Genomic DNA, 14703 nt, shown 5'->3' with positions numbered 1-14703 from the left:
GCGGCGAAAAACTCTGTCCATCAAACCGCTTCCATCTAAAAACGAACCGCTCTAGTGTCCCGGATCTGAAGTTCGCTTCGTTACGCAGCATGCTCCGTACGAACTTCAAATCCACCACACTAGGGTCTGTGGGGGTTCAGGTTTCGTTGAAACGCTCTAGCGGCTGCCCGCCAGCCTATAAAAGCCGGCCCAGGAACGGCTGCACCGGGTCTTCGGTGTCGGCGAATTCGCCGATCCGCTTGATTTCCCACTCCAGCCGCACGCCCGAATGATCGAGCACGCGCGTGCGCACCGTCTCGCCGAGCAGTTCGAGATCGTGGCTGGTCGCCCCGCCCGTGTTGATCATGAAGTTGCAATGCATCGGGCTCATTTGCGCCGCGCCGATCATCAGACCGCGGCAGCCGGCGGCATCGACCGCCTTCCAGGCCGATCCGCCCTCCGGGTTCTTGAAGGTCGAGCCGCCGGTCTTTTCCCTGACCGGCTGCGCCGTCTCGCGATGGGTCTGCACCTCATCCATGCTGGTCTTGATGACGGCCTTGTCTTCGGCATAGCCCTCGAACGTGGCTTGGGTGAAAATCAGATCGGCCGGCGCCGACGCATGCCGATAGCCATAGCCCATCGCGTCATTGCTCAGCGTGTGCCACGCGCCTTGCCGGTCGACGGCTTTGACCTCGACCACGCGCTCGCGCGTCTCGACGCCATTGGCGCCCGCATTCATGCGCAGCGCGCCGCCGACCGAACCGGGAATGCCGTGATAATGGTGAAAGCCGCCAAGCCCCGCTTCGAGCGCGGCGGCCGCAAGGCGCTTGTCGGGCACGGCCGCCCCTGCCCGGATCCGGTGGCCTTCCAGCACCTCGATGAAGCCGAACCCCCTGGCCGGCAGGCGCACGACCACGCCCTTTATGCCGCCATCGCGCACCAGAAGGTTCGAGCCGACGCCGACGACGATCACCGGCACCTCGGCGGGCAATGCGGCGAGAAAGGCGGCCAGATCGTCGCCATCGGCCGGCTGGAACAAGAGTTCGGCCGGCCCGCCCGTGCGGAACCAGGTGATCGCGCTCATCGGCGCGTTTGGCTTGAGGCGGCCGCGCACCTCAGGCAGATGCGGCCCAAGCCGTTCCATCAGCGCATCACCATCGACCGTGCTCATGCGGCCGCCCCGCCGGCCAGTTCCCCGGGCAGCGCGCAGGCCCACCGGGTGATGTCGCCAGCCCCCAGATAGACGACGAAATCGCCCGGCCCGGCCTCGGCGCGGACCACCGTCGCGACATCGGCCGGTCCGGCGATCAGGCGCGCGTCGCGATGCCCGCCGGCCTTGATGCGGCCAACCAGCCCGGCCGAATCGGCGCCTTCGATCGGTGCCTCGCCGGCCGCATAGACCGGCGCGACCATCACCGTGTCCGCCTCGTTGAAGCAGGCCGCGAAATCGTCGAACAGGTCGCGCAGGCGCGTGAACCGATGCGGCTGCATGACGGCAAAAACCTTGGCTTCGCCAGCCGCCTGCCGTGCCGCCGCCAGCACCGCCTTGATCTCGACGGGATGGTGCGCGTAATCGTCGAAGACGCGCACGCCGTTCCAGTCGCCCGTGTGGGTGAAGCGGCGCCTGACGCCGCCGAACGCCGAAAGCCCCTCCTTGATCGCCGCCGGGCTCATGCCCAGTTCATGGGCGACCGCGATGGCGGCGGTGGCGTTGGAGACGTTGTGCGCGCCGGGCATGGGCAGGCGCAGCCCGCCCAGCGCGATCGCCTCGCCCGTCTTGCGGCCGCGGATATCGACGTCGAACAGCGAGGTCGCCCCGTCCATGCCGCGCGGGGTGAAACGCACGTCGGCCTGCGGGTTCCGGCCGTAGGTGACAAGGCGCCTGTCGGTCACGCGGGAAACCAGCGCCTGCACCTCGGGATGGTCGATGCAGGCCACGCCGAAGCCGTAGAACGGCACGTTCTCGATGAACTGCCGGAAGGCGGCGCGCACCGCCTCGAACGAGCCGTAATGGTCCAGATGTTCGGGATCGATGTTGGTGATCACGGCGATCTCGGCGGGCAGCTTGAGGAAGGTGCCATCGCTCTCGTCGGCCTCGACGACCATCCACTGGCCCTCGCCCATGCGCGCATTGGTGCCGTAGGCGTTGATGATGCCGCCATTGATCACGGTCGGATCGAGCCCGCCGGCATCGAGCAGCGTGGCGACCATCGAGGTCGTCGTCGTCTTGCCGTGCGTGCCGCCGATGGCGATGGCGTTGCGGAACCGCATGATCTCGGCCAGCATCTCGGCGCGGCGCACGACCGGCAGCAGCTTCTCGCGCGCGGCGACCAGTTCGGGATTGTCGGGCCTGATGGCGGTGGAAACCACGACGACGTCCGCAGCGTCCAGATGGGCGGGGTCATGGCCGACGAGCACCCTGATGCCCCTGTCGCGCAGCCGCCGCTGATTTGCGCCGTCGGCCTGGTCCGAGCCCTGCACCCGATAGCCCAGATTGTGCAGCACCTCGGCGATGCCGCTCATGCCGATGCCGCCAATGCCGACGAAATGCACCGTCCCGATGTTCTGCGGCATCTTCATGGGCGCCTTCCCCGTCCTGGTTCACCGGCGCCGGGCGCGAAAATCGGCCGGCGACTGACCTTCCGCAATAGCCTCGGCCAGGTCGGCAAGCAAGGACGCCGCCTGCGGCCTGCCGGCGGCCCTCGCCCCGGCCGCCATCCGGGCAAGGCCGTCCGGATCGGCGAGCAGGCGCGTCAGCTCGCCGGCGATCGCGGCCGGCGTCAGTTCGTCCTGACGCCGCACCAGCGCGCCGCCGGCGTCCGCCAGCGCCCGGGCATTGGCCGCCTGGTCGTGGTCGAGCGCGTGCGGATAGGGAACGAGGATCGCCGGCCGGCCGATCGCGGCGATCTCCGAGACGGTCGAGGCGCCCGACCGCGCAAGGACCAGGTGCGCGGCGCCGATCCGCGCGGGCAGATCGTCGAAGAAGGGCGCGATATCGGCGGCAATGCCCAGACCGGCATAGGCCGCCCTCGCCCCGGCCTCGTCCTCGGGCCGCGCCTGCTGGGTGATCGCGATGCGCGATCGCAGCGCGTCGGGCAGCAGCGACAAGGCGGCCGGGACCGCCTCGGAGAAGAACCGCGCCCCCTGGCTGCCGCCGAACACCACCAGCCGTATCGGGCCATCCTCGCCGGGCGGCGCATAGGGCGTGGATGCCGCCTCGATCACCGGCGGCCGCACCGGATTGCCGGTCGTCACGATCTTGCCGGCCCACGGACCCTCGGCCTTCAGAAACCCGCCGGCGATCGCCGTCGCCCGGCCCGCGAGCAGCTTGTTGGCCCGGCCCATCACCGCGTTCTGCTCGTGGATCACGGTCGCAAACGCGCCGGCGGCGACGAAGACCGGCGGCACGGTCGGATAGCCGCCGAAGCCGACGACGGCCTTCGGCTTGAGATCGGCCAGGAGACGGCGCGACTGGCGCATGCCGGCCCAGAGCGCCAGCCCCGCGCGCGCCAGCCTGAGCGGGCTCTTGCCCGAGGGCGTGTCGGAGCTGATCACGTGCATCGACCCCGCCGGGAACCGGTGGGCGTATCTGTGGGCGCGGGCATCGGTCGCCAGATGCACCGCCCAGCCGCGCGCGGTCAGCGCGTGCGCCAGCGCCTCGGCGGGGAACAGATGCCCGCCCGTGCCGCCGGCCGCAAGCAGGATCGTGCCGCCGCCAACCGCCATCTATCGCGCCGTCCGCATCGCCTGGTCGCCCGGAAAGCGCATATGGGCAAAGCGCGCTTCCGGCCGCCGGCGGGTCAGCGCCAGCACGAACCCGGCGGTGATCGCAACCGCGATCATCGACGAGCCGCCATAGGAGACGAACGGCAGCGTCATGCCCTTGGCCGGCAGCAATTGCAGATTGACCATGATGTTGATCATCGATTGCAGGCCGATCAGCACGACAAGACCGCTCACCGCCAGCCGGCGGAAATGGTCCTCCTCGCCGAACGCGCGCAAAAGGCCGCGCAGGACGATCAGCCCGAACACCACGACCAGCACCATGCACAGGACGATGCCGTACTCCTCGGCGAGCACGGCGAATACGAAATCGGTATGGCTGTCGGGCAGGATGCGCTTGATCGTGCCCTCGCCCGGCCCCTGGCCGAACCAGCCGCCGCGCACGATCGCCTCGCGGCCAGTGTCGACCTGGAACGTATCGGCCGCGCCGCCGAGAAAGCCGTCGATGCGGTTCGCCACGTGCGGCAGCGTCAGATAGGCGCCGGCCAGGCCGGCAAGACCGATGCCGCCCAGCACGACGATCCACAGCCAGCTCATGCCGGCCATGAAGAACATGGCGCCCCATGTGGCCGCGACCAGAACCGTCTGCCCCAGATCCGGCTGGGCGAGGAGCAGGGCGGCGATCGACACGAACAGGACGCCGGCAAGCAGATTACCCGGAATGTCCGGGCGCCTGAGGCGTTCGGCGAACAGCCAGGCGCAGATGATCACGAAGGCCGGCTTGACGAATTCCGACGGCTGCACCGAAACGCCGGCGAGACGCATCCAGCGTCGAGAGCCCTTCACCTCGACGCCCAGGAACAGCGTCGCCACCATCAGCGCCATGGCGCCGACAAGAACGACCAGCGCCATGCGCCGCACCATCCGGTCGTCGAGGAAGGAGACGCCGATCATCACCGCGATGGCGGGAACGACGAACAGGGCATGCCGCTCGACGAAGTGAAACGTGTCGAGCCCGATCCGTTCGGCCACATCGGGGCTTGCGGCGAAGGACAGCACGATCCCGAAACCGATCAGCGCGATGAAGGCGAACAGGAACCACCGGTCGACGGTGCGCCACCATTCGGTGACCGGGCGCCGGTCGCTGCGGCGTTGCATCAGGCCCCTCCCTTCGCGGCGCGGCGCGGTTCCGTGTCGGCGTCGAGCGCCGTGACGGCGGCGGCGAAGGCTTCGCCGCGCCTTTCGAAATTGGCGAACTGGTCGAAGCTGGCCGCCGCGGGCGCCAGCAGCACGGCCGGCTCGCCCGCATCGCTGCGCGCCGCGTCGGCGGCGGCATGCCGCACAGCGACGTCGAGCGTGGCCGCGATCTCGTAGGGCACGCGCCCGCCCAGCGTCGCAGCGAAGGCGGGCGCCGCCTCCCCGATCAGATAGGCCTTGGCGATCCGTTCGAAGAACGGCGCGAGCGCGGCGATGCCGCCCTGCTTGGCGAGCCCGCCGGCGATCCAGTGAACATCGCGAAAGCTGGCCAGCGACCTTGCCGCCGCATCGGCATTGGTGGCCTTGGAATCGTTGACGAACAGAACGCGCCCGTGCCGGGCGATGATCTGCATCCGGTGCGCCAGGCCGGCGAAGGAGGCCATGCCCGCCATGATCTCATCGCCCGAAAGGCCGAGCATGCGGCAGGCGTTGAGCGCGGCGAGCGCGTTCTGCCGGTTATGATCCCCGCGCAGCGCCGGCGCGGCGCCGAGATCGGGCGCGCCGCCGCCCGCGACCGAAATCCGGGTGACGTCGCCGCCCGTCTCGTCGAGCAGATCGGCGATCGAGGCGCACCAGCCATCGTCAACCGAAACGATGGCCTGATCGGCATTTTCGACGAGCCGTTTCTTGACGCTCGCATAGTTTTCCATCGTCCCGTGCCGGTCGAGATGATCCTCCGACAGGTTCAAAAGGATGCCGATCCGCGGATTGATGCCCGGCGCAAGGTCGATCTGGAACGAGGAGCACTCGACAACGTGGATACGGTTCGCCGCCGGCGGATCGAGATCGAGGACCGGCACGCCGATATTGCCGCCCATCTGCGCGTCGCGGCCCGCCGACCGGAGGATATGGGCGATCAGCGCGGTGGTGGTCGATTTGCCGTTGGTGCCGGTGATGGCGACGAACGGCGCGCCGGGGGCCGTCAGGTCGCGCTGCCGGCAGAACAGTTCGATGTCGCCGATGACGGGCACCGCCTGCGCCTTGGCCTTGCGAACGGTCCAGTGCGGCTCGGGATGGGTCAGCGGCACGCCGGGCGCCAGCACCAGCGCGTCGAACGCCGACCAGTCGGCCGCGCGCAGGTCGCCCGTGGCGATCCCCTCCGCCCCGGCCCTTGCGACCGTGTCCGGATCGTCGTCCCAGGCCATCACCTTGGCCCCGCCGGCCAGGAGCGCGCGCGCGCTCGCCATGCCCGAGCCGCCAAGGCCGAACAGGGCGCAGCTTGTGTCCTTGAACGCGGTGACCGGGATCATCGACGCCTCACCGCAGCTTGAGCGTGGACAGGCCGACCAGCGCCAGGATGACGGCGATGATCCAAAAGCGGATCACCACCTGGCTTTCGGTCCAGCCGAGCTTTTCGAAATGATGATGGATCGGCGCCATCAGGAACACGCGCCGCCCGGTCATCTTGTAATAGCCCACCTGGATGATCACCGACAGCGCTTCGAGCACGAACAGCCCGCCGATGATGATCATGACGATCTCATGCTTGGTGGCGACGGCGACGGCGCCGATCAGCCCGCCGAGCGCGAGCGATCCAGTATCGCCCATGAAGATGGCGGCCGGCGGCGCGTTGAACCACAAAAAGCCCAGGCCCGCCCCGATCACCGCGCCCAGGACGACGGCCAGTTCCCCCGTGCCCGGCACGAAGTGGATCTGAAGATAATCGGCGAAGATGGCGTTGCCCGAAAGGTAGGCGATCACCCCGAAGGAGGAGGCCGCGATCATGATCGGCACGATGGCGAGCCCGTCGAGCCCATCGGTCAGGTTCACCGCATTGCCCGCCGAAACCACGACGAAGGCGGCGAACGGGATGAAGAAAATGCCCAGATTGATCAGGAAGTCCTTGAAGAAGGGAAAGGCGAGCGACGAAGAGAAGGGCACGTCGCCCGCGCGCATGATCACATAGGCGGCCAGGCCGGCGATCAGGAACTCCAGCGCCAGCCGCGACCGGCCCGAAAAGCCCTTGTCGGTCTGCTTGGTGACCTTGAGATAATCGTCGTAAAAGCCGATCGCGCCGAAGCCGAGCGCGACCGCCGTGACGACCCAGACATAGGGGTTGGCCAGATTGCCCCAAAGAAGCGTCGCCCCGATGATCCCGATCAGGATCATCAGCCCGCCCATGGTCGGCGTGCCCGCTTTCTTGAAGTGGGTCTGCGGTCCGTCGGCGCGGATGGGTTGCCCCCTGCCCTGGCGCAGCCGCAGCGCATCGATGATGCGCGGTCCGAACAAAAACACGATGAAGGCCGCCGTCAGGAGCGCGCCGCCGGTGCGGAAGGTGATGTAGCGGAACAGGTTGAAGACCTGCACCTGATCGGAGAACTCGGTCAACCAGAACAGCATGTCGCCCTCCCCCGCAGTGCAGCCGGCATCATGGTGTCTGGGGATCTTCGCCGCGGAACAATGTGACCAGCCGCGAAAACCCGATGCCTTTCGAGGACTTGATCATCACCGCATCGCCTTCGGCGATATCGCGCTTGAGCGCGGCGCCAAGCGCATCGACATCGTCGAAATGGTCGGTCGGAGGGCCGCCGTCGCCCAGCGCCCCGGCCAGGGCGGACATCTCCGCTCCGGCCAGATAGAGACGGTCGAGACCGGCCTTCCTGACCGGCTCGGCCAGCGCCGCGTGCAGCGCGCGCGCATGGGTCCCCAGTTCGAGCATGTCGCCGAGCACCGCGATGCGCTTGCCGCCGGCCTTCGGCTCGACCGCGGCGAGCAGGTCGAGCGCGGCCTCCATCGAGGCGGGATTGGCGTTGTAGCTCTCGTCGATCAGCGTGAACGCGCCCGCCCCCGCCCTGAACCGATAGCGCTTGCCGCGCCCCTCGGGCGCCGGCAGGTCGGCCAGCGCATGGGCGACCGTCATCAGGTCGGCGCCCATCAGATGGCAGGCGGCCAGCACGCCGAGCATGTTCTGCACCACATGCTTGCCAGGAAGGCCCACCTTGAAGGCGACCTCCTCGCCGAACACCCTGGCCGTCACGCAGGAACAGTCGGCGTGATACCTCGCCTTGATAAGATGGGCGTCGGCCTTCTTGTCCGCGCCATAGCCGATGATCTTGTTCACGCCCGCCTTGCCGGCCAGCCCGGCCAGCAGCCTGAAGCGCTTGTCGTCGCGGTTGATCAGGCCGGTGCCGCCGCGCACCACGCCCGAGAAAATCTCTGCCTTGGCGTGGGCGATGCCGTCCAGATCCTTGAAATTGCCCAGATGGGCGGCGGCGATCAGCGTGATCATGCCGATCTGCGGCCGCACCAGCTTGACGAGCGGCGTGATCTCGCCGGCATGGTTCATGCCGATCTCGAAGACGGCGAACGCGGTTGCGGCGGGCATGCGCGCCAGCGTCAGCGGCACGCCCCAATGGTTGTTGTAGGAGGCGACCGGGGCATGCACGGCGCCGCAGCGGCCCAGCACATGGCGCAGCGCGTCCTTGGTCGTCGTCTTGCCCGCCGAGCCGGTCACCGCGATGATGCGCGCCTTGGTGCGGGCGCGCGCCGCCCGGCCGAGCCGGCGCAGCCCTTCGAGCACGTCGGGCACCACCAGCAGCGGCACGGTGAGACCGCCAAGCGCGGCGATCTTGTCCTCTTGCACGACGAGACACGAGGCGCCGGCCGCCACCGCCTTGGAAGCGAAGGCGTGGCCGTCATGGGTGTCGCCCCTGATGGCGAAGAAGGCATCGCCCGGCGTAAGCGTGCGCGTATCGATGGAGATGCCGGTGACGGCGCCCGCCGTGCCGCCGACCGGGCGGGCCTCCATCGCATCCAGCATGTCCTGGCCGGTCCACAGCGGCGGCGTTTCGGCTTCCGCGCTCATGCGGCCACCTCGGCGAGCGCGGCCCGCGCCTCCTCATGATCGGAAAAGGGACGCGTGACAGCGCCCGCCGTCTGGCCCGTCTCGTGCCCCTTGCCGGCGATCACCAGCGTATCGCCCCGGCCGAGCGCGGCGATCGCCGCGCGGATCGCCGCCCGCCGGTCGCCGATCTCGGCGGCGCCGGGCGCCGCCTGCATGATCGCGGCGCGGATCGCGGCCGGATCCTCGGAACGCGGATTGTCGTCGGTGACATAGACCAGATCGGCCAGGCGCCGCGCCACCGCGCCCATGATCGGCCGCTTGCCCGGATCGCGGTCGCCGCCGCAGCCGAACACCACGGCCACGCTGCCCGTCGTGAACGGACGCACGGCCTTGAGAACCTGTTCGAGCGCGTCGGGCTTGTGGGCATAATCCACATAGACCGCGGCGCCGTTGCCGGCGGTACCGACCAGATCGAGCCGGCCCGGCGCGCCCTGCAAATGGTCGAGCGCGGCGAACGCCGCGTCCGGCGCGACGCCCGCCGAGATCGCCAGCCCGGCGGACACAAGCGCGTTTGCGATCTGGAAATCGCCGGCCAGCGGCAGCACGAGCCGGTGCGTCGCGCCCGCATGGGTCAGTTCGGCGATCTGCTTGTGCCTTTCATGCTCGACGCGCTTGAGCGCGATGAAATCGCCCTTGCGGCCGACCGTGCGCACATCGCGGCCGGCTGCCCGCGCCGCCTCGATCGCGCGGTCCGACCAGGCATCGTCGGCGAAGATCACCGCCGGCCCGCCCGCGCCGAGCAGCGTGTCGAACAGGCGCATCTTGCAGGCGAAATAGTCCTCCATGCCGGCGTGGTAGTCGAGATGGTCGCGGCCCAGATTGGTGAAGCCGGCGGCCGCCAGCTCCACGCCGTCGAGCCGACGCTGGTCGAGACCGTGGCTGGACGCCTCCATCGCGCCGTGGGTGACGCCCGCGCCCGCAAGCTCGGCGAGAAGCCGGTGCAGCCTGACCGGATCGGGCGTCGTCAGCGCGCCTTCGATGGTCATGTGCGGCGCGACCACGCCGGTCGTGCCGATCGATGCCGCCTTGTGACCGGCATGGGCGAAGATCTGGCGTGTGAAGGAGGCGACCGACGTCTTGCCCGCCGTGCCCGTGACCGCGACCATGGTTTCGGGCTGCGGCCGGTGCAGCCGGGCCGCGATCAGCGCCAGGGCGCGGCGCGGATCGGCGAGGCGGATGACGGGCGCATCGACCGAAACGGCGGCGTCGGGACCGCACAGGACGGCCGCAGCGCCCCTTTCGACGGCTTCACCTGCGAACGCGGCGCCATCGGCGCTGGTGCCCGGCACCGCCACGAACAGATCGCCCTCGCGCACGGATCGCGAATCCGAGGCGACACCGGAAAAGCCACCTTCGGGCAGCGCCTCGGGCATAAGCGCGAAAAGCGTCGCAAATTCGGTGAAGTGCATGGATCGTCCCGTCAGAATCGCGCTCCTTGTGACTGTCTAATACGACACGAGCAAGGCATCACGGGAGACGTCATGGCGAGGTTCCACACCCAAAAGCGGCACCGCCCGGCTTATCACGCGGCCCGCGGTCGGCGCCGCGTTCAGGCCGGCCGTCGCGCTCTGCCGGCCCTGCTCCGGCTGGGGCTCGTCGATGAACACCAGCACCACATAGTCGGGATCGTCCATCGGAAAGGCGGCGAGGAAGGCGTTGAAACGATGGTCGCCCGAATAGCGGCCGTTGACGACCTTTTCGGCGGTGCCCGTCTTGCCGCCGACGAAGAAGCCCTCGGCCTCGGCGCGCCGGCCCGATCCGCGCTCGACATTCAGACGGAACAGATAGCGCATCATGGCGCTGGTCTCGGCCCCGATGACCTGCGTGGCCAGCGCGCCCGCCTCATCGGCGGTACGCGGCAGGAAGGTCGGCGGGATCAGCATGCCGCCATTGACCAGCGCGGCCGCGGCCACCGCGGTCTGCAACGGCGTGGTCGACACGCCATGGCCGAACGAGATGGTGATCGAGTTCAGTTGCGTCCATTCGGACGGCTCCTGCGGCCGCGCCGCCTCTGGCAGTTCGATCTCCATCCGGTCGAGCAGGCCGAGCCGGTCCAGGAACGCCCGGTGCCCCTCGATGCCCACCACCTCGGCCATCTTCGCCGTTGCGATGTTGGAGGAATAGGTGAACGTTTCGCGCACCGAAAGGATGCGCCTCCTGGCATGGAAATCGTTGATGGTGAAGCGGCCGTAGCGGATCGGCTTGCGCGCGTCGAAGCGGCTGTCGAGCGTCACCTTGCCCGAATCGAGCGCCATGGCCGTCGTGAACGCCTTGAAGGTGGAGCCCATCTCGAACGTGCCCGCCGACATGCGGTTCAGCCGGTCCTTGTCGAGCGCGTTGAACGGGTTGTTGGGGTCGTAGTCGGGCAGCGAGACCATGGCGACCACCTCGCCGGTCCTTGCGTTCAGGACCACGCCGCCGGCCGCTATCGCCCGGTAGCGCCGAATCGCCTGAACCAGTTCGTCGCGCAAGATATGCTGCACGCCGGTGTCGATCGAAAGCCGCACCGGCTCAATGGCGCCGGACTGGTCGAAGTCCAGCGCCTGAAACGTGCCAAGACCCTGGCCGTCCACATATTTCTCCATGCCCGCCGTGCCGGCATTGTCGACATTGACCAGGCCCACAATGTGCGAGGCGGTCGCCCCGCCCGGATAAAAGCGCCGGGTTTCCTCACGGAAGCCGATGCCCGGAATGCCGAGCGCCATGACATCGGCCTGCTGCTTGGGCGTGATCTCGCGGCGCAGCCAGACAAAACCCGCGCCAGAGGACAGCTTGCGGTGCCAGTCCCGATAATCGACGTCCGGCAGCACGCTGGCGAGCGCCTCGACCGCCTCGTCCGGGTCGATGATACGGCGCGGTTCGCCATAAAGGGCCGGCACGCGAATGTCGGTCGCCAGCAGATTGCCGCGCCTGTCGACCAGGTCCGGCCGGACGGCCAGGATCCGGTCGTCGACGCCATGGCTGCGCGCATGGTCGAGATCGGCGAGCCCGTACTGGACCAGCCGCCCGCCGATCAGCCCGTAGACCGCAAGGAAGCAGGCAATGGCCACCCCGAGCCGGCGCCGGCCCATGCGCAGCACCCGATCGCCGCGCCCTGCCATTGGCCGGATGCGAAGGCGTAAGGAGTGCCCGAAACGGATGTGCGGGCGGACCGACGCCGTCATTGCCGGCCTCCCCGGTCGACGCTGCCCGTCGTCAGCGTGTCCGAAGGCACACCGACGATGATGTCGCCGATGGGGTCGCCGGGGTCGAATTGCGGTGGGCCGGGCAGGTCCCGGACGGTCACGAACTGATCGGCGGCCGGCGTTTCAAGGCCCAGTTCGGCTTGATAGCGCTCGACCAGCCGCTGAAGGCGCTGCGGGTGGCTCAGATGCGCCCAGTCCGCCCTGAGCAGATCGATGGTCTGGCGTTCGAGGTCTATCTGACGCTCCAGCTTGCGGATTTCGGCCAGGCGCTGCTCGGATTCGTGCTTTATGGCGTAGGTCCAGGTCGCCGCGGCGATCACCAGCGCCACGAGGGCGAGATTGACGATCCGCATCATGGGGCGCTTCTCCGGTTCGGCTCGGGCCAGGGCAGGTCGGGCAGGCCGAAGATCGCCATGTCCGCTGTCCGCGCGGGCGCATCTGCGCGGACGACAGCGCGCAGCTTGGCCGAGCGGGCGCGCGGGTTCACTTCGACCTCCGCCGCCGACGGCCTCGCCATCGCCTTGCCGGAGACCGAAAGCGTCGGCGGCAGCGGCGCCATGGCCGGCATGTGCCGCGAACCGCCGGACCGGCCGGTCCGGCCGGTCCGGTCGGTGATGAAACGCTTGACGATACGGTCCTCCAGCGAATGAAAGGTGACGATCGCAAGCCTGCCGCCCGGCTTCAGGCAGGTTTCGGCGGCGAACAGCGCGCGGGCCAGTTCGCGCAACTCGTCATTGACGAAGATGCGCAGGCCCTGGAACGTGCGCGTCGCGGGATGGATGGCATCGCGCCCCTTGCGTGGCCGCACCGCCTGGACGATCGCGGCGAGCCGCCCGGTGGTGGTGACCGGCGCCTCGCGCCGGGCGCGATCGATCCCATGGGCGATTGTCGGCGCGGCGCGCTCCTCGCCCAGAATGCCGATGATGCGGATCAGATCCTTGACGTCGAAGCGGTTGACGACATCGGCCGCGCTGAGGCCCGCCTGCGCCATGCGCATGTCGAGCGGGCCGTCATGGCGGAACGAAAATCCGCGTTCGGCCTGGTCGACCTGCATCGAGGAGATCCCGATATCGAGAACGTATCCATCCAGCGAAGCGGGCGCGACATGGCCGGCCAGCGTCGAGAACGGCGCCTCGACGAGCCGCAGCCGCCCGCCCGAGGCGCCGACAAGGGGCGCGCCCGCCGCGATCGCGTCCGGGTCGCGGTCGAAGGCGAGGACGCTTGCGCCCGCATCGAGGATCGCGCGCGTGTAGCCGCCGGCGCCATATGTGCCGTCCGCGATCGTGTCCCCCGGTTGGGGTGCGAGCGCGGCGAGCACCTCGGCGAGCATGACGGGCGTGTGGGGCGCCGTCCCGTTCACGCCGGGCGCGCCCCGGCCCGCGCCTCGCGCTGGGCCAGAAGCCGCGCGCGCACCTGCGCGCGATGCTCGGCGAAGCGCTCGGGCGACCACATCTGGAAGAAATGCCCCCGGCCGACAAAATGCACCTGATCGGTTATGCCCGTGTGCTCGCGGATGAAATCGGTCACTGTGACCCGGCCCGTCCCGTCGAGCTTCAGGAAAGCCCCGTCGCCATGGACGTAGAACGACATGTCGTCCGATGTCCGGTCGAACGGGTCGTCGTCCGCCAGCCTGTGCTCGAATCGCTCCAGAAGGTCCATGCCGCCCGCATCGATCGCCGCCATGTCGATCGACTGAAGCGCATAAAGGTCGGTCAGTCCCTTCAGTTGCAGAACCGAGCGAAAGTGCGCCGGCACGGACACCCGCCCCTTGGCGTCGATCCGGTTCACCGCATTGGACAGAAACCGCTCCACGCACGACACCCGCTGCTTCCGTCCGACGCAGGACCCCCTGTGCGGCCATGGTCAAACCTGTCCCCTTCGTCGCGGATTCAGATCCGCACGCGGCCCGGGCGGCCGCCCCTCTCGGGCGCTTGTCCGTTGATTGGCGCGCCGGGCGCGCCATACATCGCGCGGACCCGGCCGGTCGGGCACGGCGTCCATGCCGCACCGCGAAACGCTGAAAGGACGATTACGCCGTCACTGTTTGGGGTATCATGGGCTGATATGGGCGTCAACGGGAATAGGCGATTCGATCCGCGATCGGACGCCAGGGCGATCCGACGATATCGGCCTTTCATGGCGGATCGGGCTTGCGTCGGCATGGACGCAGGAGCAACAGCGGATGCGGGCTTGGGCGGAGCAAAAGAAACGCCGGCGCGGAGAACCGGCCGGCGATCAGCTTGAGGATGCCCGGAAGGTAACGCGGGCAACCGCGCCCATTCCGTTGTCTTTATGGCGGTGGCGGGGCCAGGAGGTGGAACCCCGCCATCGGGTGCGGCGATCAGCTGTCGCCGGAGTTGCGGAAGGTGCGCTGGATCACGTTGCGCGAGCCGTCCTCGTTCACCGTGAAACGCACGGTGTAGTAGTTGCCCCCGTCCAGGACCTCGTCGGTCATCACGGCGCCGCCATGCGGTGCGGTGTTGACGGCGCCGGGCAGAGCGGCGAAGGCCGAGGTGCTGACCAGGGTGGCGGCGAGTGCGATGATTGCGGTTTTCATGGGTTCTGTCCCTCTTCTTTGTTACGGCCCCCAGCATTGGAAGCCTCTTGGAGATGCATGGTGCTCGATGGCGGAGCCAGGAGGTGGAACCCCGCCATCGGGCGCGGCGATCAGCTGTCGCCGGAGTTGCGGAAGGTGCGCTGGATCACGTTGCGCGA

General features: G+C 68.7%; 13 protein-coding genes. All 13 read right to left on the bottom strand.

Going from position 1 to position 14703, the window contains the following annotated elements; translation table 11 throughout:
* Positions 1–175: 175 nt before the first annotated feature.
* A complete protein-coding gene (gene murB, locus AC5E6L_RS07260) occupies positions 176–1150 on the bottom strand; it encodes a UDP-N-acetylmuramate dehydrogenase (RefSeq protein ID WP_491230866.1) in 975 nt (324 codons plus the stop codon).
* Positions 1147–2559, bottom strand: a complete 1413-nt coding sequence (gene murC / locus AC5E6L_RS07255; protein ID WP_491772276.1) for a UDP-N-acetylmuramate--L-alanine ligase — start codon at positions 2557–2559, stop codon at positions 1147–1149. The genes murB and murC overlap by 4 nt, the downstream gene beginning before the upstream one ends.
* Before the next feature lie 21 nt (positions 2560–2580).
* Complete coding sequence (gene murG / locus AC5E6L_RS07250; RefSeq protein WP_491772274.1) at positions 2581–3705, bottom strand: undecaprenyldiphospho-muramoylpentapeptide beta-N-acetylglucosaminyltransferase; 1125 nt, start codon at positions 3703–3705, stop codon at positions 2581–2583.
* Positions 3706–4860, bottom strand: a complete 1155-nt coding sequence (gene ftsW / locus AC5E6L_RS07245; protein ID WP_491230377.1) for a putative lipid II flippase FtsW — start codon at positions 4858–4860, stop codon at positions 3706–3708.
* On the bottom strand, positions 4860–6209 hold the full coding sequence (gene murD, locus AC5E6L_RS07240; RefSeq protein WP_491772272.1) for a UDP-N-acetylmuramoyl-L-alanine--D-glutamate ligase: 1350 nt from the start codon (positions 6207–6209) through the stop codon (positions 4860–4862). The genes ftsW and murD overlap by 1 nt, the downstream gene beginning before the upstream one ends.
* Positions 6210–6216: 7 nt before the next feature.
* Positions 6217–7299: a phospho-N-acetylmuramoyl-pentapeptide-transferase gene (mraY, locus tag AC5E6L_RS07235; protein ID WP_491772270.1), complete on the bottom strand. Its 1083-nt coding sequence runs from the start codon at positions 7297–7299 to the stop codon at positions 6217–6219.
* A gap of 28 nt (positions 7300–7327) precedes the next feature.
* Positions 7328–8764, bottom strand: coding sequence for a UDP-N-acetylmuramoylalanyl-D-glutamyl-2,6-diaminopimelate--D-alanyl-D-alanine ligase (locus AC5E6L_RS07230; protein WP_491772268.1), 1437 nt, complete (start codon positions 8762–8764; stop codon positions 7328–7330).
* Positions 8761–10212 (bottom strand): UDP-N-acetylmuramoyl-L-alanyl-D-glutamate--2,6-diaminopimelate ligase, encoded by a 1452-nt coding sequence (locus AC5E6L_RS07225; protein WP_491772266.1) that lies wholly within the window; start codon positions 10210–10212, stop codon positions 8761–8763. The genes AC5E6L_RS07230 and AC5E6L_RS07225 overlap by 4 nt, the downstream gene beginning before the upstream one ends.
* Before the next feature lie 36 nt (positions 10213–10248).
* Positions 10249–11904: a peptidoglycan D,D-transpeptidase FtsI family protein gene (locus AC5E6L_RS07220; protein ID WP_491229925.1), complete on the bottom strand. Its 1656-nt coding sequence runs from the start codon at positions 11902–11904 to the stop codon at positions 10249–10251.
* Between the two features lie 59 nt (positions 11905–11963).
* Positions 11964–12344, bottom strand: coding sequence for a cell division protein FtsL (gene ftsL / locus AC5E6L_RS07215; protein WP_491229926.1), 381 nt, complete (start codon positions 12342–12344; stop codon positions 11964–11966).
* A complete protein-coding gene (gene rsmH, locus AC5E6L_RS07210) occupies positions 12341–13318 on the bottom strand; it encodes a 16S rRNA (cytosine(1402)-N(4))-methyltransferase RsmH (protein ID WP_491772279.1) in 978 nt (325 codons plus the stop codon). The genes ftsL and rsmH overlap by 4 nt, the downstream gene beginning before the upstream one ends.
* Before the next feature lie 26 nt (positions 13319–13344).
* The gene (gene mraZ / locus AC5E6L_RS07205; protein WP_491229927.1) at positions 13345–13800 is read right to left on the bottom strand and encodes a division/cell wall cluster transcriptional repressor MraZ; all 456 of its coding nucleotides are present in this window, start codon (positions 13798–13800) and stop codon (positions 13345–13347) included.
* Between the two features lie 529 nt (positions 13801–14329).
* A complete protein-coding gene (locus tag AC5E6L_RS07200; RefSeq protein WP_491229928.1) occupies positions 14330–14545 on the bottom strand; it encodes a hypothetical protein in 216 nt (71 codons plus the stop codon).
* Positions 14546–14703 lie beyond the last annotated feature (158 nt).

The organism is Roseitalea sp., assembly GCF_984466335.1.
The sequence above is the reverse complement of the archived record's forward strand: the minus strand, read 5'-3'. Positions and strand labels throughout refer to the sequence as shown.

Coding starts and splice junctions, on each gene's coding strand:
- murB (WP_491230866.1), bottom strand. CDS start 1,150: ATGAGCACGGTCGATGGTGATGCGCTGATGGAACGGCTTGGGCCGCAT.
- murC (WP_491772276.1), bottom strand. CDS start 2,559: ATGAAGATGCCGCAGAACATCGGGACGGTGCATTTCGTCGGCATTGGC.
- murG (WP_491772274.1), bottom strand. CDS start 3,705: ATGGCGGTTGGCGGCGGCACGATCCTGCTTGCGGCCGGCGGCACGGGC.
- ftsW (WP_491230377.1), bottom strand. CDS start 4,860: ATGCAACGCCGCAGCGACCGGCGCCCGGTCACCGAATGGTGGCGCACC.
- murD (WP_491772272.1), bottom strand. CDS start 6,209: ATGATCCCGGTCACCGCGTTCAAGGACACAAGCTGCGCCCTGTTCGGC.
- mraY (WP_491772270.1), bottom strand. CDS start 7,299: ATGCTGTTCTGGTTGACCGAGTTCTCCGATCAGGTGCAGGTCTTCAAC.
- AC5E6L_RS07230 (WP_491772268.1), bottom strand. CDS start 8,764: ATGAGCGCGGAAGCCGAAACGCCGCCGCTGTGGACCGGCCAGGACATG.
- AC5E6L_RS07225 (WP_491772266.1), bottom strand. CDS start 10,212: ATGCACTTCACCGAATTTGCGACGCTTTTCGCGCTTATGCCCGAGGCG.
- AC5E6L_RS07220 (WP_491229925.1), bottom strand. CDS start 11,904: ATGGCAGGGCGCGGCGATCGGGTGCTGCGCATGGGCCGGCGCCGGCTC.
- ftsL (WP_491229926.1), bottom strand. CDS start 12,344: ATGATGCGGATCGTCAATCTCGCCCTCGTGGCGCTGGTGATCGCCGCG.
- rsmH (WP_491772279.1), bottom strand. CDS start 13,318: ATGCTCGCCGAGGTGCTCGCCGCGCTCGCACCCCAACCGGGGGACACG.
- AC5E6L_RS07200 (WP_491229928.1), bottom strand. CDS start 14,545: ATGAAAACCGCAATCATCGCACTCGCCGCCACCCTGGTCAGCACCTCG.